Below are 23569 nucleotides of genomic sequence, written 5' to 3' on the forward strand. Positions count from 1 at the left end.
GGCGCTATCCGGTGACAAACCCCAACAATACGACACCCGCCCACAAAACCGGGCGATGCGTGAGGTATGCGTGGTGGTGATGTGCCTGGTCGTCGACCAGATAGAACCATAGCATGTCCAGATCCGGTGCGATCGCGCCGAGCATCGCAGCGGTGAAGACCGTTTTCCCGACATTTGGCGTGGTCGCCCGAAAGACCAGATAGGCCCCTGGTAAATGCCCGATGAACATCAGGTCTGACCTGTCTCGTGTTGCAGCCGTTGCTGCGCGATGGCTTCGTTGCGCTGGGCTTTCTGGTGGTCGTCCATGCATCTCTGGACAAAGCTGAGATGCCTATGAACCGCATCGCGTGCGCCCTGAGGGTCTCGGGTTTGCAGGGCGGTGTTGATGGCTCGGTGCTGGTCCAGAATAGCCCCGCGCGTGGTTTGCTGTTGGAACATGATCTGGCGGTTGTAGAACACGCCCTGTTGCAGCAACTCGTACATCGATCGCATCATGTGCAGCATCACCACGTTATGGCTCGCTTCGATGATGGCCATGTGGAACTGGGCGTCCAACTGCGCCTCATCTTCGGAGGCGTTGCGCTCATGGGCGGCTTGCATCTTGTCAAAGATCGCCTGCACGACTTTCAGATCGCTGTCCGATCCCAGTCGCGCGGCGCGTTCGGCGGCGAGGCCCTCAAGATCCTTGCGGAACGAGAGGTAATCGAACACCGCCTCTTCATGGCTGCCGAACAACCGGACCAGCGCCGGGGAAAAGGCCGAGCCCAGAACCTCGGCCACGTAGATGCCAGAACCTGCCTTGGCGGTCAGCAGACCCTGATCCTGCAGGTCCGAGATTGCCTCGCGCAGCGAAGGCCGGGAAACGCCCAACCGGTCCGCCAGTTCACGTTCTGCCGGAAGCCGTTCACCCGGGCGCAGGATACCTCGCAGGATCAGCATCTCGATCTGTTTGACCACCGCGATGGACAGTTTTGCGGGCTGGATTTTCTGAAAAGGCATGGGCGTTCCGAAATTGGTCAAATCATATGACCACGTATTCCGATTGGGTTCAAGAACGCCCGTTTATTACAATAGGTCAGAACTATTGACATTAAGAGCGCGACGCCTAATCTGCCTGTCGTCAAAGCGGAGGAGATTGATGTCGACGAAAGACCTGTTTGCCACGCGGGCGTCGCGGATGAAGGCGTCCGAAATTCGCGAGTTGCTCAAGCTGCTGGACCAGCCGGGGATCATTTCCTTTGCCGGTGGTATTCCCGATCCAGCGCTGTTCCCTGCGGATGGCTTTGCCTTGGCATTCCAGAACGCGTTGGGATCCGAGAGCCAGGCGCAGGCGTTGCAATACTCCCTCAGTGAAGGGTATGTGCCGCTGCGCGAATGGCTGGTCGATCACATGCGTCAGATCGGTATCGATTGCGGACTGGACAACATCCTGATCACCTCGGGCTCGCAGCAGGCGCTGGACTATCTGGGCAAGCTCTACCTGTCGCCGGGTGATACCGCACTGGTCGGATGGCCCACCTATCTGGGGGCATTGGCGGCGTTCAACGCCTACGAGCCGCGTTTTGATCGGCTCAGCATCAACGGCAATCGCGGCGCTGCAGAATACAGGGCGGCAGCGGGTGAGGGAGTGGTGAAGTTCGCTTATCTCTCGCCGGACTTCGCCAACCCGACCGGAGAGACCGTGGATCTTCGTGGACGCGAAACCTTGCTGGACCTGGCCGAAGACCTGAACTGTGCCGTCATCGAAGACGGCGCTTATCAGGCCCTGCGCTATGACGGAGAGGCGATCCCGCCAGTTCTGGCGCTGGAACTGGCGCGCAAGGACTCTATTAAAAACTGTCGGACGGTCTATTGCGGTAGTTTCTCGAAGACCTTGTCTCCGGGATTGCGGGTCGGGTGGGTCGTGGCGGCCAAGCAAGTGATCTCGCAACTTGTGCTGATGAAACAGGCCGCCGATCTGCATTCAGCGACGATCAATCAGATGGCCATCAACGACGTGGCACGGGCCTGCTTTGACACCCATATCCCGATGCTGCGCCGCGTTTACGGTGCGCGTCGTGACGCAATGTTGGCTGCGTTGCGGGAACACATGCCGGACGGGGTTGAGTGGACCAAACCCGACGGCGGTATGTTCATCTGGGTGACGCTCCCTAAGGGCACGGTTGGATCCGAACTGCTGGCGCGGGCGCTGGAAACGGTCAAAGTGGCATTTGTCCCCGGTCAAGCGTTTTTTCCGGACGGGTCCGGTGCCAATACGATCCGGCTGAGTTTTTCGAACTCGGATGAGGAAACAGTCCGCGAGGGTGTTCGCCGCTTGGGCGAAGTGCTGCGCGCATGAACCGGGAAAGGTTCTGTTAACTGTATTGCGGCATAGCTGGTGGTATGATCCGGTATCTTCCCCTCCTCGTGCTGGCCGCTTGTTCGGCCGGCACGCCTTACTTTCGCGACGTGCCTGCCACCCGGATCGCGGTGAATGGCAGTATCTTCGATGTGCGTGTGCGCGGAGAGCTGGCCGAGGCAGTTCGGGTCAACACCCAATACGCGCCGCGTCTTGGGCCGATCCGTGACCGGGCCGGGTTGGCCATGGCGCAGGTCTCGGGCTGTCCGATTCTGGATGTATTGGGTGATGCGGCGGTGACCGTTGGCGTGCTGGGATGCGACCGTGAGGCAGGGGAACGGTTGCTGCTGACGGCTGTGTCGACCCCCAATTACGAATGCATCGATTACGGTATCTATGAAAACATCGGCAGCGGGAGCGGCTATCAAGTTTTTGAGTGCACGCCCTACTGAGATACGCGTATTTCTGCGTATTTTGGCAAGATATTGTGGATAAGTCGACCTGATATCCCACATCCTGCGCATCTCCGTTGACTCACCCCCAATCGGTTGCGCACACTTCCAGTTATAGGAATCACAGGACCCATTGCCTTTGCGCTTTAGCAAACTCAAACTCACCGGCTTTAAAAGCTTTGTAGATCCGACCGATCTGATTATCGCGGATGGGTTGACTGGTGTGGTGGGTCCGAACGGCTGCGGCAAGTCAAACCTTCTGGAAGCGTTGCGTTGGGTGATGGGCGAAAACCGCCCTAAGTCCATGCGCGGTGGCGCGATGGAGGATGTGATTTTCGCTGGGGCGGCGACGCGCCCCGCCCGAAACTTTGCCGAGGTTGTCCTGACCATGGACAACTCGGAACGGCTGGCGCCGTCTGGGTTCAACGACGCGGATCAGTTGGAAATCGTGCGTCGCATCACGCGGGATGTCGGCAGTGCCTATAAGACCAACGGCAAGGATGTACGGGCGCGCGATGTGCAGATGCTGTTTGCGGATGCTTCGACTGGTGCGCATTCGCCCGCGTTGGTGGGGCAGAACCGCATTGCCGAACTGATCAACGCCAAGCCCCGCGCCCGTCGCCGCATTCTGGAAGAGGCTGCCGGGATCTCGGGCCTGTATCAGCGCCGTCACGAGGCCGAGCTGAAGTTGAAGGGTACCGAGGCCAACCTGACCCGCGTGGATGACGTGCTGGAACAGCTGGGCACCCAACTGGCGCAACTCGCGCGTCAGGCTCGGCAGGCCGCGCGTTATCGCGAGATTGGCGAGCAGTTGCGCCAAGCTGAAGGCATGCTGCTCTATCGCCGTTGGAAAGAGGCTGACATGGCCCGCCAGCAGGCCGAGGAAAAACTACGCGATCGGATCACCGAGGCCTCGCGCGCCGAGGCCGAGGCCCGCGCTGCCGCCACAAATCGTGCCGAGATCGAAGAGACCCTGCCGCCGCTGCGCGAGGAAGAGGCCATTGCCGCTGCTGTTCTGCAACGCCAACAGGTGCAGCGCGATCAACTGTCGGATCAGGAAACCCGCGCCCGCCAGACGATTGAAACGCTGACCAACCGTATCCAGCAATTGGCCCATGATATCGAACGCGAGACCGGCCTGAACCGTGACGCAGGTCAGATGATCGAGCGTTTGGAGTGGGAAGCCCGTGAGCTGGCCAAGGCTGCGGAGGGACACGAAGACAAGGTCGCCGAGGCTGCCGAGATCGCCCACGAGGCGGCTGCGGTGTTGCAGAACCGGGAAGATCACCTGTCGCAGGAAACCGAGGACATGGCGCGGCTGGTTGCCCGCCACCAGTCGGCGCAGCGTTTGGTAGAAGACAGCCGCAAGACGCTGGCCCGGTCCGAGGGTGAAGAAGAAAAGGCGCGCGCGGCGGTGGAGGAAGCTCGTACCGCTCTGACCCGCGCCAGCGAAGCGTTCGAGTCGGCGCAAGAGGGTGAGGAAGAGGCCCGCGAAGCCGCCGAAGCCGCCGAAGAGGCGCTGGCTGCAGCCGACGAGTTGCGCAACGACACACAGGCGCGTGAGGCCGAAGCCCGCGCGCAACGTTCCGAGGCCGAGGGTGAACTGGGTGCGATCCGGGCCGAGACCACCGCTTTGGCCAAGTTGGTCGAACGCGACACGGCTGAGGGCGGGCAGGTGCTTGACCTGCTGCGTGTGGAACCTGGTTACGAGAAGGCTTTGGGCGCGGCATTGGCTGATGATTTGCGCGCGCCCCTGGTCGAAGGGGATGGTCCCTCCGGCTGGGTGCAGGTTGCGGGTTACGATGCTGACCAGACTTTGCCGGATGGGGTTGAACCGCTGGCGCTGCATGTTTCTGGCCCGGATCGGCTGAGCCGCCGGATCGCGCAGATCGGATTGGTTGATGCGGATCAGGGCGCGCGTTTGCAGACCTCGTTGAAACCGGGTCAGCGGTTGGTGTCGCGCTCGGGTGACCTGTGGCGCTGGGACGGGTTTCGCGCTTGGGCCGAGGATGCACCCAGTGCGGCGGCTCTGCGTTTGGAACAACTCAACAAGCTGGAAGCGCTGAAACAGGAACTTGCCAGGACCGAGGCGCAGGCCGATGGTGCTCGCGCCGCGCATGAGGCGTTGTCGCAGCGACTGGCGGACGTGACAGAAGCTGACCGTCGCGCACGAGAAGCCCGCCGCGCCGCCGATCAGCGCATGGCCGAAACCGCGCGTCAGCTCAGCCGGGCCGAAGCGGACCGCAATCTGGCTCAGGGCAAGCTGGAGACCCTGACCCTTGCCGTCGACCGCCACAAGGAAGACGCCATGTCCGCTCGCGCGCAATTGCGCGAGGCCGAGGGCGCGCTGGCCGGTCTGGGTAACCTCGACAGCGCCCGTGCTCAGGTTGAGGATATCAAACAGACGGTCGAGGCGGCGCGGATCACCATGCTGACCCATCGCTCATCCCATGACGAGCTGCGCCGCGAGGGCGAGGCCCGCACGCGCCGCACACAGGAAGTGACCAAGGACCTCAGCGGCTGGAAGCACCGTCTGGAGACGGCCGAAAAACGAATCTCAGAATTGGCGGAACGCAAGGAGGGCTCGGAAGAGGAGCTGTCCGATGCCATGGCCGCCCCCTCTGAGATCGCCGAGGCGCGGGAAGAACTGAACGAGTTGATCGAAGCCGCGGAAGCCCGTCGTGCCGAGGCCGGCGACAAGCTGGCCAAAGCCGAGACTCAGCAGCGTGAAGCCGTGATAGCGGAGCGAGATGCAGAACGTCTGGCTTCGGAAGCGCGTGAGTCCCGTGCTGCGGCTGAGGCGCGATGCGAAGCGGCCAAGGAAAGCGTGACGGCTGCTGCAGAACGGATTGCCGAGGATCAGCAACTGACGCCGAACCAGTTGCTGAACCAGCTGGATGCAAACCCCGACCAGATGCCCGCGGCCGATGCCTTGGAGGCCGAAGTTAACCGCCACAAGCGTCAGCGCGATGCGATGGGGGCTGTAAACCTGCGGGCCGAAGAGGACAGTAAGGAAGTTCAGGAAGAGTTTGACACGCTGAATACCGAAAAGGCGGACCTGGAAGAGGCGATCAAGGCCCTACGCAGCGGTATTTCCAGCCTTAACCGGGAAGGGCGCGAACGTCTGCTGACCGCGTTCGAACAGGTGAACTCGAACTTTGCCATGCTGTTCAAGCACCTGTTCGGCGGTGGTGAGGCCAATCTAGTAATGGTTGAAAGTGACGACCCGCTGGACGCGGGCCTTGAAATCATGTGCCAGCCGCCGGGCAAGAAACTCTCGACCCTCAGCCTGTTGTCGGGCGGGGAACAGACCCTGACCGCTACCGCGCTGATCTTTGGCGTCTTCCTTGCCAATCCCGCCCCGATTTGCGTTCTGGACGAGGTCGATGCGCCTTTGGACGATGCCAACGTGACCAGGTTCTGCGACCTGCTGGACGAGATGTGCCGCCAGACCGACACGCGGTTCCTGATCATCACCCACCACGCAGTGACGATGGCGCGGATGGACCGGCTGTTCGGCGTGACCATGCAGGAACAGGGCGTCAGCCAACTGGTCTCGGTCGACCTGAAGAAGGCCGAGCAGATGGTGGCCTGACAGTTCACTGCAACGTTATGACCATCTGGTGGCACCACAGGGTAAGCTGGCCGCATGACCCGATATCTGATCCTTGCCCTGCTGACAGCCAGCCCGACCATCGCCGCCGAGTGGCCCACCAAGCCCGGAGATGTGCCCCTGTCCCCCGAGGAACTAAGCGCCTTGGCGGGCCAGACGTTCACCTTCTACGATGACGGACAGGCCGCTTTTTCGGCCGGAGGCTCCTATTCCTATACCTACGCTAGCGGAGACGCGGCCTTTGGCACTTACTCCATCGCTGAGGACGGCAGCGTCTGTATCGCCTATCGCAACGGGTTTAGCCGGTGTGACCTGTATGTGCGCAGCGGCGAGCGGTTGATCCTGATCGATGAGAAAGGAGATCGCTACCCAGTACGTTCGGAGTGAGGCGGACGATCTCTGCAACCTGCTGTCCAACCTGCTCGGCCGGTCAGGTCAACCACTCCCCCGGCACTGCGATCTCTGGTCGTACGGCGTGATGCGCCACATCCAGAGGGTGCGGCAGCTTTGAAATCGGTCGTTTTTCTTTAATGCGATCATTGCGGATAAACGTGGCTTCGACGACGCGGGGGAATTCAACGCCTTCGATCGTCACCGATCCAGACGCATTGTTGGTATGCAGATGGGTGCAGGTGAATTTTGCCCCAATTGCCGTGTACAGCGGTTTCGCTTTTTCAAAAAAGTTCGGTTTGGTCAGGATGGATGGAATCCGGTGAAGCTCGATCACAATGATCCGGAACCGATCAATGCAAGCCTCGGGAACGCTTTCAAAGACCGGGTACTCGGCCGCTTCGATATCCATTTGAAGCATCAGATCCCCGGTTTCCGGAGCGTGCTGCACCATCCAGTCCGCAAGTGAAATCACATCGCCTTCAGTTTGTGCACCCAAATACTGCTTTGAGAAAATCGCACCGGGAATTTGTTCCGCAGGCCCATCCACCGAAGCGTCGGCCATGATCGACGGAATACCCCATTTGGCCAGATCAAGCTCAAAGCTCGACTGTTGCGAAACGCCGGGTGAAAAACACGCCTTGATACCAGCAAGATCATTGGGAACCAGATAGCCCCCGTCGCCGAAAGCCCCAATCCGGATCAAGGGATGCCCCACATCATAAGGGCGCAAAACATCAGCGAGCAATTTCCGGCGGTCATCAATTGTCATGAATAGGTCTCAGTGCTTCGCATGTGCTTGGATCATCCTAGAGAATTGTCGATTTCTCCGCAAACGATTGATGGCTCGAATGACCAAATCCCGAACTTACGGATCAACAGAGTCTCTGATGACCTCCGGAGAACACGGCTGGATCTCAAAGACGCCCAAGTAGGTCCGCTGTAGGCCAGGCATCCGCCGGAAGCCCTAACCGCGCCTGCTCCGCCTGAACGGCTGCCCGGGTGCCAGCCCCCAGAATGCCGTCGATCTTGCCAACATCATGGCCACGTGCCTGCAGTTTACTCTGCAACTGCTTCATCTGCGCACCAGACAGGCTTGGTGTCGCGTTGCCCGCGTCGTAGACTTGCGCACCCTCAAGCCGAGTACCGAAATAGGCAGCGGTCAGGACGTAGACAAAGCTCTGGTTCCATTCGAAATAGACGTCGAAATTGGGGTAGGCCAGAAAGGCGGGTCCGTTGTGCCCCTGCGGTAGGATCAGCGAGGCGGGCAGATTGGCCAGCGATCCGCTGCGCGCCTTGACCCCCATTGCCTGCCATTCAGAGATCGAGCGCGGTTTGCCGGGGCCGGACAGCGACCAGTCCATCTGCGCGGGCACCGTGACCTCTTGCAACCAGGGCTGACCCGGTTGCCAGCCCAGATGCGACAGCATCTTGGCGCCCGACATCAGGGCATCCGGGGCCGAGGTTTTCAGCGAGACCTTACCATCGCCATCCCCGTCCACACCGTTTTCGATAATGTCACGCGGCAGCATCTGTACCATGCCGATCTCTCCGGCCCAGGCGCCAGTGGTGCGGGCGGGGTCGAAATTGCCCTGTTGGTACAGCTCAATTGCGGCGAACACCTGGGGGCGGAACAATTCAGGACGGCGACAGTCATGGGCCAGCGTCACCAGCGCGTTGCGGGTGTTGAAATTGCCCTGAAACGCGCCGTAATCGGTCTCGAACGCCCAGAAGGCCAGAAGCACCCCGCGCGAGACGCCATATTCCGCCTCGATCCGGTCGAACACAGCGTCGTATTTGCGTGACATGGCCTGACCGCGTTCAATCCGGTTTTGCGAGATCAGGTGGCGGGAAAAGTCAATGAACGGTTTCTGGAACACGCCCTGCGCGCGATCGGCTTTCAATACCGCGCCGTCCTGCTGCACGCCTTTGAAAAATGCGTTGACGGTGGATTTGTTGAAACCTTGTTGAACGGCCTCGCCCTTCAAACCCTTGATGAAGGAATTGAAACCGCCACCGCATTCGGCCAGAGCAGGCGAGGCGAGCAGGGCGGCGGCAACAAGGCCAGTGAGAATGCGCATGGTGGCTCCGTCAGAAAATAAAGTTGAGCCCAACCCACACCGACATGAGGCCAAGCGCAAGCCCCCAGACCTTCCACAGCATGTTACATGCGCGGAAAACCTCCGGCGCGCCGATTTCGCGCGGAGCATTGCCGTTAACCCAGGCCAGATCGCGGACCTGCCCGTCATAGCTGCGCGGGCCGGCGAGGGCGACGTTCAGGGCGCGCGCCATCGCGGCCTCGGGCCAACCGGCATTGGGTGAGATGTGGCGGCGCGCATCCGTCACCATCTCGGGCCAGCGCGTCCGTTGGTCGGACAGCGCCACGATCATCAAGCAGGTCAAACGGGCAGGGATCAGGTTCAGCACGTCATCCAGACGGGCAGCGGCCCAGCCGAAGTCGCGGTATTTTTCGGTGCGGTAGCCAATCATGCTGTCGGCGGTATTGACCGCCTTGTAGATCAGCAGGCCCGGCAAACCGGCGACCAGAAACCAGAATGCGGGCGCAATGATCCCGTCACTGAGGTTTTCCGCAGCGCTTTCAATTGCTGACCGGGCCACCTGCGCCTCGGTCATGTCGCGCGTGTCGCGCGAAACGATCGTCGCGACCTTTGCGCGACCTTCGGAAAGCGACGTTTGCAGCCCGTCTCCCACGTCGCGCACATGGGTCACCAGCGATTTCTGGGCCAGCAGGATGGCGCAAATGACAATCTCGACTACCGGACCCAGCAGGGCCAGCAATTGCCCCAAGACCAGCGAGCCGCAAAGCAGCAAGGCCACCACGGCAACCCCTTTCAACCGCCGTTGTGCCCCGTGATTCAGGCGCTCGTCCAACCAGCCGATAATGTTTCCCATCATCACTGCCGGGTGTTTCACCCGTGACCACAACCACTCCGGCTCACCCAGGGCGGCGTCCATACACATGGCGCAGACCAGCAGGAAGGCCGTGCTCACAACGCGGCCTCCAATCTGCTCCAACCGTCCGCAGGGGGCAGGCCAAGCCGCAGGTAGGTTTTGGAATACGGAAAGACGCGGCTCCAGATATGGGAGAGGGCAAGGCGGTCCTGCCAGTCGGTGGCGCTGTCAACTTCATACAGACGGAACAGGGTGGTGCCGCCCACAAGGGCTGCACCTCTGGCGGTCATCAGATCGTCCAGCCGGGTGGTCTCGGTGGTCAACCGTTGGCGTGTGGCGTTGGCCCATTCAATGTCCTGCAAAGCGCGCGTTCCGATCCGCAGGGCGGGTCCAGAGACGGCCCACGGGCCGGTCAAATCGTTCAGCCGGGCGATCAGGTCGGGCTGGCCGATGGCGAAACCCAGCCGCAACCCGGCCAAGCCCCAGAATTTGCCGAAACTCTTCAGTACGACTACGCCGGGCCGCGTGGCCAGGTGGATCAACGATGCCTCGGGGCAGACATCGCAAAAGCTTTCGTCGATCACGGTCAAAGGGGCGCTTGCGTCCGCCTCGGTCCAGGCCCGCCCGTCAGGGTTGTTCGGATGCACGATGACGCGGGCCTGGGCCGGGCCGTCGGATCGCACAGACCATCCCTGCGCGGTGAAGGCGGCGGCGTGTTCGTTGTAGGTGGGTGTCGTGATCTGAACCCGGCCTTGTGGCGCCAGCGCAGGAATGCGTGCAATCACGGCCGAGGCACCGGGTGCAGGCAGAATCGCGGCACCCTCTGGGACGAACCAGAATTGGCGCGCGGCCTCTGTCAGACGTTCAAACGCGCCGTGATCGGGCAATTCGGCCCAGTCCGAGGGGGTCAGGCCTGAAACCTCGTATGGGTGAGGGTTTATTCCGGTGGACAAGTCCATCCAATCCGCGCGGGTTCCACCATAGTGGGCGATGGCCCCATCCAGCCCTCCGCCATGGTCACGCGCGGAGCGTGGGTTCAAATTATCGGTATCGCTTGCCATGGATTTCTCGCCGGAATCGCTAGTTTCGGCCTGCTTCAAGCGGATTTTTGCCATTTACACAAGCAAATCCGCCCTTTCAGTGCTGCCAACCGGCGTCGTTAACACTTTGTTAAGGAATAAGCGTGATCACGATTTACGGGGGACGGCACCAGACACTCTATCATGTGCCGAGGTTGTTGCGAATGAATGTTTTGATAGTTGAGAGTAATCCCGATCTTGGTCGGGTGTGGAAAAGGCATCTTGAACGGCACGGCGCCGAAGTAACGCTGGTGCCGGGGCAAGAGGCAGCGATTCTTGCGCTCTACGGTCAGAACTTCGATATCATTGTGCTGGACTTGGTGCTGGAAACCGGCAGTGCGTTGGCAGTGGCCGATTTCGCCAGCTACCGCCGACCCGAGGCGCGGGTGATCTTTGTCACCAACACCACTTTTTTCTCGGACGGGTCGATTTTTGCCCACAGCCCCAACGCTTGCGCCTATGTGCAAAGCGCGACGCCGCCAGAGGATCTGGCGGCGATGGTCGAACACTACGCGGCAGGTCGCTGATCCCGTCCATGAGGCTCCAGATAGTCCAGAACGGGGTTCACCGGGATGATCCGGTGCGGGTTAATCGTGTCGTGGCTGAAGTGGTAGTGGCGCACGATATGGGCCATGTTCACTGTGTCGGCGACGCCCGGCCACTGATACAGTTCGCGAGTATAGGCCCATAGATTCGGGTAATCAGCCAGCCGACGACGGTTGCATTTGAAATGCAGGTGGTAGACCGGGTCAAACCGGATCAGGGTGGTGAACAGGCGCCAGTCGGCCTCGGTCACGCGGTCACCCATCAGGTAGCGGTTCCGGGACAGGCGGTCGTCGAGCCAGTCCAGCGTGTCGAACAGCGGGGCTACGGCCGCGTCATAAGCCTGTTGGGTAGTGGCAAAGCCTGCCTTGTAGACGCCGTTATTGACGTCGGAATAGACGCGCGCGTTGATTTCTTCGATTTCATCCCGTATCGCTTCGGGCCAGTAGTCGTCAGTATTGCCAGTGATGCCGTCAAAGGCCGCATTGAACATTCGGATGATTTCCGAGCTTTCGTTGGAAACGATGGTCTCTTGCAGCTTGTCCCACAGGATTGGAACGGTGACACGACCCGTATAGCTGGGGTCGGCCTTGGTATAAATCTGGTGCGCGAAATCGAAATCATAGAGCGTATCGCCCGTCGCGCCGTGGTCATCTGTTTCGAATGTCCAGCCCTTGTCCAGCATGTCCGGATGCACAACTGAAACCGAGATCAGGTCGCTCAGCCCCTTCAACTCGCGGAATATCAACGTGCGGTGCGCCCAAGGGCAGGCGTGGCTGACATAGAGGTGATAGCGATCGGGTTCTGCCTTGAAACCACCTTTGCCGGATGGGCCTGCGCTGCCATCCGCAGTCAGCCAGTTGCGAAACTGCGCGGCGCTGCGTTTGAACGCGCCGCCGGTAGATTTGGTGTCATACCATGTGTCGTGCCATTTGCCGTCAACCAACAGGCCCATTGCGCATCCTCCGCTTTTCGATTTCAGCTAAGATAGGGCTTTGTGCGGGGCCATCCCACGTCAGAAGCCGCGCATTGGGTCTGCGTGGACGCACAACCCTGATTGAGATTTCCGCGCAACAGGTTGAATTTGTACCTCGCTATGTGACCGCCTTCACTGGATTTTTACAGTCAATGCCGCACAATGGAGTCCGTTTTCCGGGGGGAACTTATTATGACAACCTATGTTTCTAAGGAGATGAGTGCCGAATTGGATGCGGCGCGAATCGCAGGATTGAAGAAAACCAGCCGCCTTCGTGTGGAATTTGGCGACAATACCTTCAAAATTCTCAGATTGTGGAAAGATGGCTTCACGGTTGAGGCCGAAACCACGCCGCAATTGCGCGGGCTAGTCGATATTTACGATGGTGCGCGTCACCTGTACCAATGCCTGATCATCGCAGATGACGAGGAAGCGGGCGAGATGCGTTATGAATTCAAGCGCAGCACTGCCGCGGCCGACAAGGCTCCGCTGGATTTCTACCGCGCGCCGGACGCACCGATTGCGTTGTTGGGGTACGAGGACTAGGGGCGGATTTCCACAACGGTGCCGGTGGGCGTCATGCTCCAAAGCCGCGTCATTTCGGTATTCGACAGGGCGATGCAGCCCGCAGTCCAATCACCGGGCAGGGTCAGGCCAGTGACGCCGTTCGGCTGCCCGTGGATGAAAATGTCTCCGCCCGGATCAATGCCCTGGTTTTGCGCGCGGTCGATATCTTCTGGCAACGGATAGTTGATCCCGAGTGGTAGGTGGAAAGCGCTCTGCGGGTTGCGTCGGTCGATCCGAAAGATTCCAATCGGGGTCTTGCCGTCACCTTCTTGCTGTTTGTCGCCGTCGGGCTCAAACCCCAGTGCGATATCCGCCTGCATGACAATCGCACCGTTCAATGATGCGATCAGTTTGCGGTCGGATTTTTCGATCAGGATATAGTCGATTTGCGTGGCCTCGGGGGCCATTGGCGGCGTGGGTGGACGTGGCCCGAACCGATGCCAACCAATCCATACCGCGCCCATCAGGCAGATCAACAGGACGATACGCGCTACCCGCCGCATGACCTTATTGCAAATCGGCAAACGCGTTTTTCAGGCGGGCGCAGGCCTCTTCCACCCGCGCGCGCTGCGTGGCTAGGTTGAACCGTTCAAAGGTTTCCCCACCGGTACCGAAACCGGGGCCGGAGGAGGAGGCGATCCTGGCGTCTTCGCGCAGGCGGCGGACGAACTCGTCGTGATCCATGCCGGTGCCCGAGAAATCGACCCAGGCCAGATAGGTCGCCTGCAGGGGCATCGACCACAGGCCGGGGATGTCGGCGATGGTCGCGTCGAACAGTTTGCGGTTACTGTCCAGATGGGCGATCTGCTCATCGACCCAAGCCGCACCTTCTGGGGAATAGGCGGCGGTGATCATGGCGACACCCAGCGCACTGGGGGCATAGTCCAGCGTGTGCAGCCGATAGCGCATGGCCGCGCGCAGCTCGGGGTCGGGGATGATCATGTTGCCAGTGCGCTGACCCGCGATATTGAACGTTTTGGACGCCGCCGTCAGCGTCACCGTCCATGGTCTTGCATCGGGTGCGGCCACATCCATCGGCACAAATTTGTGGCCGGGGTAGACCAGATCGTGGTGAATCTCGTCCGAGACCAGGACCAACCCGTTCCGCTCGGCAAACGCGGCTACGGCGCGCAGTTCGTCCGACGCCCAGACGCGCCCCGAGGGGTTCTGCGGCGAGCACCACAGCAGCATCTTTTCCGACCCGTCCAGCCGCGACTGTGCGTCTTCCAGATCGACGCCATAGCTGTCGCCTTCACGGACCAGTGGACACTCCACCAAGCGGCGGCCGGATTTGTTCACCTTGTAGGCGAACTCGTGGTAGACAGGCGTGAAGATCACCACCCCGTCACCCGGTTTGGTCCAAACGTCCAGACACAGTGCAATTGCATTGCCCAGCCCCTGCGAAGTCAGCGCCCAGTCGGTGTCGATCTCCCAGTCGTGGCGGTTCTTCATCCACCACTGGACCGAGGCCAGATAGTCTGGATGTGTCCAGGAATAGCCAAAGATACCGTGATCGGCCGCTTCGCGAACCGCTTTGATCACACAGGGTGCGGTGGCATAGTCGGAATCGGCCGTCCACATGGCCAAGCCGTCCTGTAGCGGCACGCCGTACAGGTCTTCCATCTTGTCCCATTTGGAACTGTTCGTTCCCCGGCGGTCGATCAGGTCGTTGAAAGTCATGTCTGCTCCGTCTGTTGGGGGGAAAGCTAGCCACAATTCCAGCGGGCGCAAGGGGGGCGTTGCGGCGGGGGGCGGGATGGCCTACATCAACCCCATGAAACGCAATATCCTGATCCATCCCGACCCCCGTCTGAAAAAGGTCTGCGCCCCTGTTGCCGACCTGTCGGACGAGCTGCGTAAACTGGCCGACGACATGCTTGAGACTATGTATGACGCCCCCGGTATCGGGCTGGCGGCGCCGCAAGTTGGCGTGCTGGACCGTCTAATCGTGATGGACTGTATCAAGGAAGAAGGTGAGGCGCCGCGCCCGCTGATCATGTTCAACCCCGAGGTCATTGCGGCCTCGGAGGAAACCAACGTCTATGAGGAAGGCTGCCTGTCCATCCCCGAGCAATTCGCAGAAGTAACCCGGCCCAAAGTGGTCGACGTGACCTGGATGGATCGCGATGGCAATTTGCAGCAGGAAACCTTTGATGGGCTTTGGGCGACCTGCGTGCAGCATGAGATCGACCACCTGAACGGTAAGCTGTTCATTGACTATCTCAAGCCGTTGAAGCGCCAGATGATCACGCGCAAGATGCAGAAACTGAAACGCGAACAGGCTCGCGCATGACCGTGCGCACCTGCCTGCCGTGGCCGGACAATCGTCTGCGGACCAAGGCCGAGGAAGTGGCCGAGATCACCGATGAAATCCGCGCCATCTGGGATGACATGATCGACACGATGGAAGCGATGCCCGGTGTTGGCCTCGCAGGCCCGCAGATCGGGGTGATGCTGCGGCTGGCGGTTGTGGATGGTTCGACCGAGCGTGGCAAGGCGGTGCGATTGGCGAACCCCGAAATCCTGCACAGCTCGATTGAGTTGCGCGAGCATGAAGAGGCCAGCCCGAACCTGCCCGGCGTGTCGGCCACTGTGAAACGCCCCCGCGCGGTGACGGTTAAATTCCTGAACGAACAGGGCATGATCGACCGCCGCGATTTCGTGGGGATCGAGGCCACCAGCGTGCAGCATCAGATCGACCATTTGAACGGCCGGATGTATTTCGACCGGCTCAGCAAGGTCAAACGTGACATGCTGCTGCGTAAAGCCAGGAAACAGGGGTGAACATGCGCGTTGTCTTCATGGGAACACCCGAGTTTTCGGTTCCGGTGCTGGACGCGCTGTTTGAGGCCGGGCATGAGATCGCCGCCGTCTATTGCCAGCCTCCGCGCCCGGCGGGGCGGGGGAAGAAAGATCGCCCGACACCGGTTCACGCACGGGCCGAGGCGTTGGGTCTGACCGTACACCACCCTGTCTCGCTGAAATCCCCCGAAGAACAGGCAGCTTTTGCCGATCTGAACGCTGATGTGGCGGTGGTTGTGGCTTACGGGCTGTTGCTGCCGCAACCCATTCTGGATGCGCCCGCTCATGGCTGCCTGAATATCCATGCCAGCCTGTTGCCGCGCTGGCGCGGGGCCGCGCCGATCCATCGCGCAATCATGGCGGGCGACGCGCAAACCGGTATCTGCATCATGCAGATGGAGGCCGGGCTGGACACCGGCCCCGTTCTGCTGCGGCAGGCCACCGATATCGGGTCACAGGAAACCACGGCGCAACTGCATGACCGACTTGCGCCCATGGGGGCCCGTCTGATCGTCGAGGCTCTGGGCCGTCTACCCGAACTGACACCCGAGCCGCAGCCCGAGGACGGCGTGACCTATGCTGCGAAAATCGACAAGGCCGAGGCGCGGGTGGACTGGTCCCGCCCGGCGGTTGAAGTTGATCGCCAGATCCGCGGCCTGTCACCTTTTCCCGGTGCCTGGACCGAGATTGCGGACGACCGAGTCAAGCTGCTGGCCTCAACATTGGCCGACGGGCAGGGCGCGCCCGGAGAGGTTCTGAACGGCACGCTCCGCGTGGCGTGTGGCGAAGGGGCGATTGACCTGTTGCGCCTGCAAAGGGCAGGAAAGGGTGCACAGGATACGGAATCCTTCCTGCGGGGCTGGCCGGTCGCGGCCGGAACCCGCCTGAATTCGGAGTAAGCCAGATGTTCATGGTCCTGATGGGCACCGTCGTGATTGCCGGTATTGTGGGCTACTTGTCCGAAAAAACCGGGTTCACGCATAACGGTTATCTGCCCTCGATCATCATTTGCGTGGGCGGTGCCTTCCTGTTTTATTTCGTGCGCATCATGTTCGGGATCAGCTTTGGCCCGCCGGGCCTGAATGCTGTGATCTCATCAATCGGCGCGCTGATCATCGTGCCGACGCATTGGAGGAAATAACGTGCCTGTTATCGCCCTGATCGTTATCGGTGCTGCTGCCGGGTTTCTGGCCACCCGGTTGATGCGGATCGAGTCGGATATTCCCACGACCATGCTGATCGGCATCGTAGGTGCTTTGGTCGGCGGGTTCCTGTTGCGTGCGCTGATCACCGTGGCAGGCTGGCTGTCAGGCTTTGTTGGTGCCGTTCTGGGCGCGTTGCTGGTGATATGGATCTGGCAGACGTACTTGCGCCGCTAACTTCTTACCAACGGGCGGATTCCCGACCAGTTCGCCGAAACACCCGACCCGAAAGAAATGCCATGCCGTATGATCTGAACCCCGGTGACGTCGCCCTGATGGGCGTGCCACTGGATCTGCACTCATCTTTTCTGCAGGGGCCAGCCTTTGCGCCGGGCCGCATTCGCGAGGCGCTGCATTCCGGTGCGGCCAACCTGACCGCCGAGGATGGCACCGATCTTGGCTGGACCGACCGGTTCAAGGACACAGGCGATCTGGATGTGTTTGAAATGGCGGGGCAAGAACCGATCGACCGGATAGAATCGGGTGCGGCTGCCCGCATCACAACCGGCGCGCGGCTATTGTCGCTGGGCGGCGATCATTCGGTGGCCTATCCACTGATCAAGGCCCATGCCGAGCGGTACGAGGCGTTGAACATCCTGCATATCGACTCGCACCCGGACCTCTATGACAGTCAGCAGATCGGCCCGCTGGGCCATGGCTGCCCCTTCGCGCGAGTGATGGAGACCTGCCAGATCAACCGACTGGTTCAGGTTGGTATCCGCACGATGAACAAGCATCAGCAGGAGCAGGCGGACAAGTTCGGGGTCGAGGTGATCGATATGCAGAACTGGCGCCCCGATCTTGAGATTAGCTTTGATGGTCCGGTCTATCTGTCGCTGGATCTGGACGCTCTGGATCCCGCCTTTGCACCGGGCGTGTCGCATCACGAACCCGGCGGGCTCAGCACCCGAGAGGTGATCAACCTGATCCACCGGTTCAAAGGCCAATTGGTTGGTGCAGATATTGTCGAGTTGAACCCGCACCGCGATCCCTACGGGATGACGGCGATGGTGGCGGCGAAGTTTGTCAAGGAAATCGGAGCGCGGCTGCTGTCGCGCTGAGCTTAGCGTTCGTCGCAGATAGCGGGCGATCCAAGGCGCGGGGCTCTGCCCGTGGTCAGATCGTATCGATCAGCCTCGGCGGCGGTCATCCAGTGCATCCCATCGGCGGGCGCGGAGTCTAACGTGTACCAGTAGAACGCGTCGTCAACGCCGATATCCTCGTAATAGTCGAGATAACGGTCATGCTCAGGGTCATCTTCGGGGATTTCGGTGGCGACGATGTTCCAGCCGCCCCAGCTGTGGACGCCAACACAGGCCCCGGGTTCCAGAACGCGCCGGTTGCCCGCCAGAAACAGGTCTGTCCCGCCCGAGGCGATCATTCCGTCCGAGGGCACAACCGTATCAAAACCCAGTTCGCGCACAGCACGAGAGAAGACGACGTTGGCATCGTCATCCACTGACCCTTCGATGTATTGCAGGACAAGGGTTTTGATCTGCGGGTTCTGTCGAGTGACCTCCTCAAACGCGGAAAGTGTTGTGTGGTCGATTGTGCCGACAACCACAATCTCATTCCTTAGCGCCTCAAATCGGACCGGTTCGTATTGATCCGCACATGCGGTCAGAAGCACGAAACCTGTTGCGGTGAAAATCAACGGCTTTTTCATTCTCGGGATCGACCTTTCTCAGTTACGAGGCGGGCGGCTTTTGTAGACGGGTAGTTGCCAGCCAAACAGCAGTGACCCGGCCCGCAAAGCCCAGCAAATCAGCGCACAGGCGGCAAGGGTGACAAGCTCTTCAAACCCAAGACGGTTTGCCAACACGGCAGTCAGCGCCCCTGCAAATGCGCAGGAGACATACAGCTCGCCCTGTTTCAGAACCAGAGGCACCTCGTTACAGACCACGTCGCGCATCAACCCGCCCAGACAACCGGTGGAAATGCCCATCAACACGACAATCACGCCAGACTGGTCCAGCGCAAGCGCGGCACCGGTACCGGCGGCCACCGCGATGGACAGGGCGAAACTGTCCAGCCAGACCAGCCAGTTGTATCGGCTTTCGACCAGATGGGCAGTAAAGAACACCAGAACTGCGGCAGCGACGGCGATGAGGATATAGTCGGGTTGCCCGACCCAGAAAACCGGATGCCGGTTCAGCAGCAGGTCACGCACCGTGCCGCCGCCTACCGCCGTCAGGCAGGCAATGAAGGCAAACCCCACCAGATCCAGCTGCGCCCGGCTGGCCACCAGCGCACCAGTCAGGCCAAAAACCAGAACCGAGGCATAGTCCAGCAGGGCCAGCCCGCTCACGTCTGCGCCTTTTTCGGCTTGAACGGGGCCATGCCCGCGCGGGCCAGCTCATCCGCCTTTTCGTTTTCGGGGTGGCCTGCGTGGCCCTTGACCCATTCCCAGGTCACATCATGGCGGGTCTGCGCCTCATCCAACCGCTGCCAAAGATCGACATTCTTGACCGGTTTCTTGTTTGAAGTTTTCCAGCCGTTTCGTTTCCACCCGAAGATCCAGCCCGTGACGCCGTTTTTCACATAGGCGCTGTCAGTGACGACGGTGATTTTCGAGGCGCGCTCCAGCGTTTCCAGCGCGCTGATCGCGGCCAGCAATTCCATGCGGTTGTTGGTGGTCTCGGCCTCACCGCCCTTCAGTTCGCGCTCTTTCAGGACTTTGTCGCCATCGACCGCGCGCAGCAGCACGCCCCAGCCGCCGGGGCCGGGATTGCCGGAACAGGCGCCGTCGGTATAGGCAAACAGCTCAGGCATGGGCCAGCACCAGAATGAACCCGTCATAGGACCCGGCCAGACCCGTGCCCATGCCGGTGGTGATCCGGTCGATGGTAAAACCAGCCTGCTCCAGAGCTTCTTCGATCTCGGTCTGCGAGAAATAAGTGTAGTAGCGATCCAGATCGTCGCGATGTTCACCCGTGCCCAGTTTCAGGCCGAGAAAAAAGATACCCTGGGGTTTCAGTGCCCGGTGGATAGCCGCCAGATGGCGGGCAAAATCCGCGCGCGGGGCGTGCAGCAGGGAAAAGCTGGCATAGATGCCGTCATACTCGGCCTCTTCGGTCACATCGTCAAACGTGCCCAGATGCGCATCGACGCCGTTTTCGCGAGCGTGCTCGACAAAGGCTGGGGTCGCGTCCAGTGCCCGCACCGTCAGGCCCTCGCGCATGAAAAAACCGCTGTCCGCCCCGGGGCCTGCGCCGAGATCCAGAATGTAGCCAGAACCTACCGCCTCGGCAAAGGCCATGCGGGCTTCGATCTGTTCCGGGGGCAGCGGGATCTGAAGATAGTCGGCCACGCGGGTCGTATAGGCGTTGATCGTTCTTTCGTCGGTCACAGGTAAACTCCTACTGCAAGGCAGGCCAGTACGATGGCGGTCAGCGTCACGCGCAGTCGCAACCACCAGGTTGGGGTCAGGCGCCAATAGGCAAAGAGGGCGTCCAGAACCAGCACTCCGGCAAACCCGTAGATCAGGTTGGTGCCAGTGCTGACCGGGCCGCCGCCGGTTTTGAAGAATGCCCACAGCGCAGGCAAAACCGACAGCAGATAGCAGGTCGCCGCCTTGCTGCCCGAGGTCTTGGTGGCGAACCCCCACAGGACCCCCGACATGAAGCTGAGGATCACCGAACCGTAGAACAGCTGCACATACGGCCCCACAAAGCGCGATCCAAGCGTCTGTGTTCCCCAGGCGTGCAGATCATCGTTCAGATAGGTCAGTGCGCCCCAGATGAACGGGATCAGCCCAGCCAGCCCCAGAAATAGCGGGGCCCTTGGAATGCCCCTCATGCGGGTTGCCTCAGAACGCGAGGGACCTTGAACTCGACGTTCTCGACGGCGGTTTCGACCATTTCGACGGTCACGTCGAAATGATCCCGGAATGCGTCGATCACTTCATTGACCAGAACTTCGGGGGCCGATGCGCCCGCGGTGATGGCCACGGACGAGATACCCTGAAGCGCGCGCCAGTCGATATCGGTCGCGCGTTGCACCAGTTGCGTATAGGTGCACCCGGCGCGCGAGGCGACTTCGACCAAACGGCGTGAGTTCGACGAGTTTGGAGCGCCGACCACCAGCAGAGCATCCGATTTTGGGGCCACGGCTTTCACGGCCTCTTGCCGGTTGGTGGTGGCGTAGCAGATGTCTTCCTTGTGGGGGCCGACGATGGCCGGGAAACGCGTTTCGAGCGCGGCAACGATATCCTTGGTGTCGTCCACCGAAAGGGTGGTCTGGGTGACATAGGCCAGCTTGTCCGGATTGCGCACCTGTACGGTGGCCACATCTTCGACAGTTTCGACCAGCAGAACCTCACCATCTGGCAATTGCCCCATGGTGCCGACCGTTTCAGGGTGGCCCTTGTGGCCAATCATGATCATCTGCAAACCGGCATCGGCGTGGCGTTGGGCTTCGACATGCACTTTGGAGACCAGAGGGCAGGTAGCGTCGACATAGATCATCTCGCGTTGGGCGGCCGTGGCGGGTACGGATTTCGGTACGCCATGGGCGGAAAAGATCACAGGCCGGTCATCGGGGCATTCGTCCAGCTCCTCGACAAACACGGCACCCTGCGCGCGCAGCCCGTCAACGACGAATTTGTTGTGCACGATCTCGTGGCGCACATAGACAGGAGCGCCCCATTTCTGCAGCGCCATTTCGACGATCTTGATGGCCCGGTCCACACCGGCGCAAAAGCCGCGCGGGGCGGCAAGGTAAAGGGTCAGAGGGGGCTTGGTCATGTAGCGGTCTCCATAGGCCACAGGTAAGTCTTTTCCCGGCCCTGGTCCAGACGCCAACTTGTCATTTGCCTGACATGAATCGGTGCTAGCCATAAGGCGTTTTCAGCACCTGTTCTTAGTTAAAAAGGCACGGTCAGGTTTTCATACCCTGACCGCGCCTGTTTCTTTAACCCCGGTTTGGTGAGTGGCCGGGGTTTTACTGCCCACCGGCAGCCGCAACGCTGCGCGGCTCCATCGGCATTTCACGGGGAGGCCGCCCGATCACGTCGCGCAGGTCTTCCAGTTCGATGAAGTTGTCAGCCTGACGGCGCAGCTCGTCCGAGATCATCGGCGGCTGGCTGCGAATGGTCGAGACGACCGACACACGCACGCCTTGACGTTGCAGGCTGGCAATCAGCGGGCGGAAATCCCCATCGCCCGAGAACAGCACGATATGATCGACGCGTGGCGCCAGTTCCATGGCATCGACAGTCAGTTCGATGTCCATGTTTCCCTTGACTTTCCGACGCCCCATGCTGTCGGTGTATTCTTTTGCCGGTTTTGTCACCATGGTGAAGCCGTTGTAATGCAGCCAGTCAACCAGAGGACGGATCGGCGAATACTCGTCGTTTTCGAGCAGCGCAGTGTAATAGAAAGCACGAAGCATCTTGCCGCGGCGCATGAACTCTTGGCGCAGCAACTTGTAGTCGATGTCAAACCCCAGTGCTTTTGCGGCCGCATAAAGATTCGAGCCGTCGATGAACAGCGCTAGCCGTTCGTCTTTATAAAACATAAATAGTTCCTTCCGGTACAAACCAGCGACACCGAGTGTTAGGTGAGTGAGCTAGAATAAATGCGGCACGCTGATACACCTATAATTAGGGCATTTGATGTGTATCGCAAGCACGCAATTCGCCGGATATAGGGAGTCTTATGAGCAATTTTTCAACTGAAGCGGTGATTGCACTGGGTGGAAATCTCAGTTTGAGAGAATTAGAACCCAACGTGACACTTAAAAAGGGAATTGACGCGATCTCGCGTCATGGTGTGGTGATTCGCACTGTCAGCCGCTTTTTTGAGACCCCGTGTTTTCCGCCTGGCGCTGGGCCGGATTACGTGAACGCCGCCGCCCTGATCGAGACCGACAAGACCCCGAGCGAACTGTTGCAGGTGCTGCATGAGGTCGAACATGAATTCGGCCGCGAGCGGGTGCAGCGTTGGGGGATGCGCACGCTGGATTTGGATCTGGTCTGCTACGGCGATTTGATTCTGCCGGATCGCACCGTGTTTGACCGGTGGCATGCGCTGCCGCCCGAGGCGCAGACGCAGCAAACTCCGGATCAGCTAATCCTGCCGCATCCGCGCTTGCAGGATCGCGCCTTCGTGTTGGTTCCTATGGCGGATGTGGCCCCTGACTGGCGTCACCCGGTACTGGGGCTGACCGTCACCGAGATGCTGGCAGAGCTGCCTGCCGAGGATATTGCGGCGGTGACGCCCCTTTGAATGATGCATTTGCGGCATTTCTTGCTTGTCAAGGCAGGGATTCGCGCTTAGATAAACGTCTTCCTGACATGGATTCAGTAACGGAGAGCGCCCCATGGCCCGCGTGACGGTTGAAGATTGCGTAGACAAGGTTCCGAACCGGTTTGAACTGGTGATGCTTGCCGCCCATCGTGCGCGCGAGATTTCCGCCGGTGCGTCGATCACCGTCGACCGTGACAACGACAAGAACCCTGTCGTGTCGCTGCGCGAGATCGCCGATGAAACCCAGAGCGCCGATGAGCTTCGCGAGCGCCTGATCGAGGCGAACCAGACTCAGATCGAGGTGGACGAGCCCGAAGAAGATCAGATGGCTCTGCTGATGGGTGCGGAAACGGACAAACCGGCCGATGACGACATGTCGGAGGAGAAGCTGCTGCGCGCTCTGATGGAGGCTCAAGGCCAGGGGTAATTCCCAAACACGAAGGTGC

General features: G+C 60.4%; 30 protein-coding genes. 14 read left to right on the plus strand and 16 right to left on the minus strand.

The genetic code is table 11. The annotated features are described in order from the left end of the window. Positions 1-4 precede the first annotated feature (4 nt). Together ACR0IM_RS18545 and ACR0IM_RS18550 are read right to left on the minus strand one after the other, a co-directional pair. A complete protein-coding gene (locus ACR0IM_RS18545) occupies positions 5-229 on the minus strand; it encodes a hypothetical protein (protein WP_480682809.1) in 225 nt (74 codons plus the stop codon). Further along, the gene (locus tag ACR0IM_RS18550; protein WP_480682810.1) at positions 229-999 is read right to left on the minus strand and encodes an FCD domain-containing protein; all 771 of its coding nucleotides are present in this window, start codon (positions 997-999) and stop codon (positions 229-231) included. The genes ACR0IM_RS18545 and ACR0IM_RS18550 overlap by 1 nt, the downstream gene beginning before the upstream one ends. Positions 1000-1138: 139 nt before the next feature. Here ACR0IM_RS18550 and ACR0IM_RS18555 point away from each other — a divergent pair, with 139 nt between their 5' ends. The 4 genes from ACR0IM_RS18555 (at position 1139) to ACR0IM_RS18570 (ending at position 6790) form a co-directional block, all read left to right on the plus strand. Then, positions 1139-2338: an aminotransferase-like domain-containing protein gene (locus ACR0IM_RS18555; RefSeq protein ID WP_480682811.1), complete on the plus strand. Its 1200-nt coding sequence runs from the start codon at positions 1139-1141 to the stop codon at positions 2336-2338. A gap of 44 nt (positions 2339-2382) precedes the next feature. Then, positions 2383-2790, plus strand: coding sequence for a hypothetical protein (locus ACR0IM_RS18560; RefSeq protein ID WP_480642868.1), 408 nt, complete (start codon positions 2383-2385; stop codon positions 2788-2790). Positions 2791-2929: 139 nt separating this feature from the next. Beyond that, complete coding sequence (locus tag ACR0IM_RS18565; protein WP_480682812.1) at positions 2930-6385, plus strand: chromosome segregation SMC family protein; 3456 nt, start codon at positions 2930-2932, stop codon at positions 6383-6385. A gap of 54 nt (positions 6386-6439) precedes the next feature. After that, a complete protein-coding gene (locus ACR0IM_RS18570; RefSeq protein ID WP_480594537.1) occupies positions 6440-6790 on the plus strand; it encodes a hypothetical protein in 351 nt (116 codons plus the stop codon). A 43-nt stretch (positions 6791-6833) separates the two neighbouring features. Here ACR0IM_RS18570 and ACR0IM_RS18575 read toward each other — a convergent pair whose 3' ends face one another. The 4 genes from ACR0IM_RS18575 to ACR0IM_RS18590 all read right to left on the minus strand — a co-directional run bounded on the left by ACR0IM_RS18575 (position 6834) and on the right by ACR0IM_RS18590 (position 10767). Beyond that, a complete protein-coding gene (locus ACR0IM_RS18575) occupies positions 6834-7565 on the minus strand; it encodes a hypothetical protein (protein ID WP_480594538.1) in 732 nt (243 codons plus the stop codon). 145 nt (positions 7566-7710) lie between these two features. Next, positions 7711-8874, minus strand: coding sequence for a lytic murein transglycosylase (locus ACR0IM_RS18580; protein ID WP_480682813.1), 1164 nt, complete (start codon positions 8872-8874; stop codon positions 7711-7713). Between the two features lie 10 nt (positions 8875-8884). Next, a complete protein-coding gene (gene cbiB / locus ACR0IM_RS18585) occupies positions 8885-9805 on the minus strand; it encodes an adenosylcobinamide-phosphate synthase CbiB (RefSeq protein ID WP_480682814.1) in 921 nt (306 codons plus the stop codon). Beyond that, complete coding sequence (locus ACR0IM_RS18590; protein ID WP_480682833.1) at positions 9802-10767, minus strand: threonine-phosphate decarboxylase; 966 nt, start codon at positions 10765-10767, stop codon at positions 9802-9804. The genes cbiB and ACR0IM_RS18590 overlap by 4 nt, the downstream gene beginning before the upstream one ends. A 182-nt stretch (positions 10768-10949) precedes the next feature. Between ACR0IM_RS18590 and ACR0IM_RS18595 the strand changes: the two genes are divergently transcribed. Next, the gene (locus ACR0IM_RS18595) at positions 10950-11312 is read left to right on the plus strand and encodes a response regulator transcription factor (protein ID WP_480594541.1); all 363 of its coding nucleotides are present in this window, start codon (positions 10950-10952) and stop codon (positions 11310-11312) included. Here the strand turns inward: ACR0IM_RS18595 and ACR0IM_RS18600 are convergent. Continuing rightward, positions 11294-12283 (minus strand): glutathione S-transferase family protein, encoded by a 990-nt coding sequence (locus tag ACR0IM_RS18600; RefSeq protein WP_480682815.1) that lies wholly within the window; start codon positions 12281-12283, stop codon positions 11294-11296. The two genes, ACR0IM_RS18595 and ACR0IM_RS18600, sit on opposite strands and share 19 nt — an antisense overlap. A gap of 213 nt (positions 12284-12496) precedes the next feature. On the opposite strand from ACR0IM_RS18600, the gene ACR0IM_RS18605 reads away from it, so the two are divergent. Then, a complete protein-coding gene (locus ACR0IM_RS18605; RefSeq protein WP_170447995.1) occupies positions 12497-12850 on the plus strand; it encodes a hypothetical protein in 354 nt (117 codons plus the stop codon). Here ACR0IM_RS18605 and ACR0IM_RS18610 read toward each other — a convergent pair. Further along, the gene (locus tag ACR0IM_RS18610) at positions 12847-13374 is read right to left on the minus strand and encodes a L,D-transpeptidase family protein (RefSeq protein ID WP_480682816.1); all 528 of its coding nucleotides are present in this window, start codon (positions 13372-13374) and stop codon (positions 12847-12849) included. The genes ACR0IM_RS18605 and ACR0IM_RS18610 overlap by 4 nt on opposite strands. Before the next feature lie 4 nt (positions 13375-13378). Further along, on the minus strand, positions 13379-14551 hold the full coding sequence (locus tag ACR0IM_RS18615; protein WP_480682817.1) for a MalY/PatB family protein: 1173 nt from the start codon (positions 14549-14551) through the stop codon (positions 13379-13381). A 94-nt stretch (positions 14552-14645) separates the two neighbouring features. Between ACR0IM_RS18615 and def (ACR0IM_RS18620) the strand changes: the two genes are divergently transcribed. From def (ACR0IM_RS18620) to speB, 6 genes are all read left to right on the plus strand, one after another. Further along, positions 14646-15164 (plus strand): peptide deformylase, encoded by a 519-nt coding sequence (gene def, locus ACR0IM_RS18620; RefSeq protein WP_480594593.1) that lies wholly within the window; start codon positions 14646-14648, stop codon positions 15162-15164. After that, positions 15161-15655 carry a peptide deformylase gene (gene def / locus ACR0IM_RS18625; protein WP_480594546.1) on the plus strand — a complete coding sequence of 165 codons (495 nt, stop codon included), beginning with the start codon at positions 15161-15163 and terminating at the stop codon, positions 15653-15655. The genes def (ACR0IM_RS18620) and def (ACR0IM_RS18625) overlap by 4 nt, the downstream gene beginning before the upstream one ends. Positions 15656-15657: 2 nt before the next feature. Continuing rightward, positions 15658-16572 carry a methionyl-tRNA formyltransferase gene (gene fmt, locus ACR0IM_RS18630; protein ID WP_480682834.1) on the plus strand — a complete coding sequence of 305 codons (915 nt, stop codon included), beginning with the start codon at positions 15658-15660 and terminating at the stop codon, positions 16570-16572. Positions 16573-16577: 5 nt separating this feature from the next. Beyond that, positions 16578-16814 (plus strand): hypothetical protein, encoded by a 237-nt coding sequence (locus ACR0IM_RS18635; RefSeq protein ID WP_170328331.1) that lies wholly within the window; start codon positions 16578-16580, stop codon positions 16812-16814. A gap of 1 nt (position 16815) precedes the next feature. Beyond that, positions 16816-17052 carry a GlsB/YeaQ/YmgE family stress response membrane protein gene (locus ACR0IM_RS18640; RefSeq protein ID WP_480642878.1) on the plus strand — a complete coding sequence of 79 codons (237 nt, stop codon included), beginning with the start codon at positions 16816-16818 and terminating at the stop codon, positions 17050-17052. A 62-nt stretch (positions 17053-17114) separates the two neighbouring features. Continuing rightward, entirely contained in the window at positions 17115-17936 is an 822-nt protein-coding gene (speB, locus tag ACR0IM_RS18645; protein ID WP_480642880.1) for an agmatinase, read from the plus strand. Between the two features lie 2 nt (positions 17937-17938). On the opposite strand, the gene ACR0IM_RS18650 is transcribed toward speB, so the two are convergent. From ACR0IM_RS18650 to ACR0IM_RS18680, 7 genes are all read right to left on the minus strand, one after another. Next, positions 17939-18541, minus strand: coding sequence for a COG3904 family protein (locus tag ACR0IM_RS18650; RefSeq protein WP_480642881.1), 603 nt, complete (start codon positions 18539-18541; stop codon positions 17939-17941). Positions 18542-18559: 18 nt separating this feature from the next. Beyond that, positions 18560-19183, minus strand: a complete 624-nt coding sequence (locus ACR0IM_RS18655) for a trimeric intracellular cation channel family protein (RefSeq protein WP_480682819.1) — start codon at positions 19181-19183, stop codon at positions 18560-18562. Next, positions 19180-19647, minus strand: a complete 468-nt coding sequence (rnhA, locus tag ACR0IM_RS18660; protein ID WP_480642884.1) for a ribonuclease HI — start codon at positions 19645-19647, stop codon at positions 19180-19182. Before rnhA ends, ACR0IM_RS18655 begins: the two co-directional genes overlap by 4 nt. Then, complete coding sequence (locus ACR0IM_RS18665; RefSeq protein WP_480594552.1) at positions 19640-20224, minus strand: class I SAM-dependent DNA methyltransferase; 585 nt, start codon at positions 20222-20224, stop codon at positions 19640-19642. The genes rnhA and ACR0IM_RS18665 overlap by 8 nt, the downstream gene beginning before the upstream one ends. Next, positions 20221-20673: a DUF3429 domain-containing protein gene (locus ACR0IM_RS18670; RefSeq protein ID WP_480682820.1), complete on the minus strand. Its 453-nt coding sequence runs from the start codon at positions 20671-20673 to the stop codon at positions 20221-20223. The genes ACR0IM_RS18665 and ACR0IM_RS18670 overlap by 4 nt, the downstream gene beginning before the upstream one ends. Next, complete coding sequence (gene ispH, locus ACR0IM_RS18675; protein WP_480682821.1) at positions 20670-21620, minus strand: 4-hydroxy-3-methylbut-2-enyl diphosphate reductase; 951 nt, start codon at positions 21618-21620, stop codon at positions 20670-20672. The genes ACR0IM_RS18670 and ispH overlap by 4 nt, the downstream gene beginning before the upstream one ends. Positions 21621-21816: 196 nt before the next feature. Further along, positions 21817-22392, minus strand: coding sequence for a LabA-like NYN domain-containing protein (locus tag ACR0IM_RS18680; protein WP_058283597.1), 576 nt, complete (start codon positions 22390-22392; stop codon positions 21817-21819). 140 nt (positions 22393-22532) lie between these two features. On the opposite strand from ACR0IM_RS18680, the gene folK reads away from it, so the two are divergent. Next, positions 22533-23102 carry a 2-amino-4-hydroxy-6-hydroxymethyldihydropteridine diphosphokinase gene (folK, locus tag ACR0IM_RS18685; protein ID WP_480594556.1) on the plus strand — a complete coding sequence of 190 codons (570 nt, stop codon included), beginning with the start codon at positions 22533-22535 and terminating at the stop codon, positions 23100-23102. 94 nt (positions 23103-23196) lie between these two features. Beyond that, positions 23197-23550, plus strand: coding sequence for a DNA-directed RNA polymerase subunit omega (rpoZ, locus tag ACR0IM_RS18690; protein WP_480594557.1), 354 nt, complete (start codon positions 23197-23199; stop codon positions 23548-23550). Positions 23551-23569: the final 19 nt, after the last annotated feature.

The organism is Ruegeria sp. BF6, assembly GCF_056538665.1.

What these genes read in the sequence shown, in the direction of transcription:
- ACR0IM_RS18545 (WP_480682809.1), bottom strand. Translation starts at nt 229, where the DNA reads ATGTTCATCGGGCATTTACCAGGGGCCTATCTGGTCTTTCGGGCGACC.
- ACR0IM_RS18550 (WP_480682810.1), bottom strand. Translation starts at nt 999, where the DNA reads ATGCCTTTTCAGAAAATCCAGCCCGCAAAACTGTCCATCGCGGTGGTC.
- ACR0IM_RS18555 (WP_480682811.1), top strand. Translation starts at nt 1,139, where the DNA reads ATGTCGACGAAAGACCTGTTTGCCACGCGGGCGTCGCGGATGAAGGCG.
- ACR0IM_RS18560 (WP_480642868.1), top strand. Translation starts at nt 2,383, where the DNA reads ATGATCCGGTATCTTCCCCTCCTCGTGCTGGCCGCTTGTTCGGCCGGC.
- ACR0IM_RS18570 (WP_480594537.1), top strand. Translation starts at nt 6,440, where the DNA reads ATGACCCGATATCTGATCCTTGCCCTGCTGACAGCCAGCCCGACCATC.
- ACR0IM_RS18575 (WP_480594538.1), bottom strand. Translation starts at nt 7,565, where the DNA reads ATGACAATTGATGACCGCCGGAAATTGCTCGCTGATGTTTTGCGCCCT.
- ACR0IM_RS18580 (WP_480682813.1), bottom strand. Translation starts at nt 8,874, where the DNA reads ATGCGCATTCTCACTGGCCTTGTTGCCGCCGCCCTGCTCGCCTCGCCT.
- ACR0IM_RS18590 (WP_480682833.1), bottom strand. Translation starts at nt 10,767, where the DNA reads ATGGCAAGCGATACCGATAATTTGAACCCACGCTCCGCGCGTGACCAT.
- ACR0IM_RS18595 (WP_480594541.1), top strand. Translation starts at nt 10,950, where the DNA reads ATGAATGTTTTGATAGTTGAGAGTAATCCCGATCTTGGTCGGGTGTGG.
- ACR0IM_RS18600 (WP_480682815.1), bottom strand. Translation starts at nt 12,283, where the DNA reads ATGGGCCTGTTGGTTGACGGCAAATGGCACGACACATGGTATGACACC.
- ACR0IM_RS18605 (WP_170447995.1), top strand. Translation starts at nt 12,497, where the DNA reads ATGACAACCTATGTTTCTAAGGAGATGAGTGCCGAATTGGATGCGGCG.
- ACR0IM_RS18610 (WP_480682816.1), bottom strand. Translation starts at nt 13,374, where the DNA reads ATGCGGCGGGTAGCGCGTATCGTCCTGTTGATCTGCCTGATGGGCGCG.
- ACR0IM_RS18615 (WP_480682817.1), bottom strand. Translation starts at nt 14,551, where the DNA reads ATGACTTTCAACGACCTGATCGACCGCCGGGGAACGAACAGTTCCAAA.
- def (WP_480594593.1), top strand. Translation starts at nt 14,646, where the DNA reads ATGAAACGCAATATCCTGATCCATCCCGACCCCCGTCTGAAAAAGGTC.
- def (WP_480594546.1), top strand. Translation starts at nt 15,161, where the DNA reads ATGACCGTGCGCACCTGCCTGCCGTGGCCGGACAATCGTCTGCGGACC.
- fmt (WP_480682834.1), top strand. Translation starts at nt 15,658, where the DNA reads ATGCGCGTTGTCTTCATGGGAACACCCGAGTTTTCGGTTCCGGTGCTG.
- ACR0IM_RS18635 (WP_170328331.1), top strand. Translation starts at nt 16,578, where the DNA reads ATGTTCATGGTCCTGATGGGCACCGTCGTGATTGCCGGTATTGTGGGC.
- speB (WP_480642880.1), top strand. Translation starts at nt 17,115, where the DNA reads ATGCCGTATGATCTGAACCCCGGTGACGTCGCCCTGATGGGCGTGCCA.
- ACR0IM_RS18650 (WP_480642881.1), bottom strand. Translation starts at nt 18,541, where the DNA reads ATGAAAAAGCCGTTGATTTTCACCGCAACAGGTTTCGTGCTTCTGACC.
- rnhA (WP_480642884.1), bottom strand. Translation starts at nt 19,647, where the DNA reads ATGCCTGAGCTGTTTGCCTATACCGACGGCGCCTGTTCCGGCAATCCC.
- ACR0IM_RS18670 (WP_480682820.1), bottom strand. Translation starts at nt 20,673, where the DNA reads ATGAGGGGCATTCCAAGGGCCCCGCTATTTCTGGGGCTGGCTGGGCTG.
- ispH (WP_480682821.1), bottom strand. Translation starts at nt 21,620, where the DNA reads ATGACCAAGCCCCCTCTGACCCTTTACCTTGCCGCCCCGCGCGGCTTT.
- ACR0IM_RS18680 (WP_058283597.1), bottom strand. Translation starts at nt 22,392, where the DNA reads ATGTTTTATAAAGACGAACGGCTAGCGCTGTTCATCGACGGCTCGAAT.
- folK (WP_480594556.1), top strand. Translation starts at nt 22,533, where the DNA reads ATGAGCAATTTTTCAACTGAAGCGGTGATTGCACTGGGTGGAAATCTC.
- rpoZ (WP_480594557.1), top strand. Translation starts at nt 23,197, where the DNA reads ATGGCCCGCGTGACGGTTGAAGATTGCGTAGACAAGGTTCCGAACCGG.